We start from the raw sequence: 478 nt of genomic DNA, 5'->3' as shown, positions 1-478 counted from the left end.
GGCACACTCTGCGCACTTTCGTTATAAGATTACATAACAAACTTTTCATTTTTCTCGGAGTCCGTCATGCGTCGTCTGTTGCTCGCTTTGCCGTTTGCCCTGTTGCCGCTGGCCGCTGCCCATGCGGTTGATGAGCACGATCACGATCATGAGCACGGCAGCCTCGGCGCTCCCGAACATGGCGTGGGTCGGCTGAACGCCGCGCTCGACGGTCAGACCCTGGAGCTGGAGCTGGAAAGCCCGGCGATGAATCTGGTGGGTTTTGAACATGCGGCCACGTCGGACGCCGACAAGGCCAAAGTCGCTGCCGCTCGTGCGCAACTGGAAAAACCATTGGCCCTGTTCAGCCTGCCCGCTGCGGCCGGTTGCAAGGTGGTCAGCCAGGAACTGGAAAGCCCGCTGTTCGGCGACAAGCCGGACGCCGATGATCACGACGAAGATGAAGCGGACAAGGACGGTCACGAGCATCACCACGACC

1 protein-coding gene is annotated in these 478 nt (G+C 60.3%); it reads left to right on the top strand.

The features are described from left to right. Positions 1–66 precede the first annotated feature (66 nt). A partial coding sequence (locus J5M71_RS27820; protein ID WP_207838792.1) for a DUF2796 domain-containing protein occupies positions 67–478 on the top strand: 412 nt, incomplete at its 3' end.

This window comes from Pseudomonas sp. 43(2021) (assembly GCF_017490805.1).
In the GTDB taxonomy this organism is placed as follows: Bacteria; Pseudomonadota; Gammaproteobacteria; order Pseudomonadales; family Pseudomonadaceae; genus Aquipseudomonas.
This window is presented reverse-complemented; position numbering and strand designations above follow the sequence as displayed.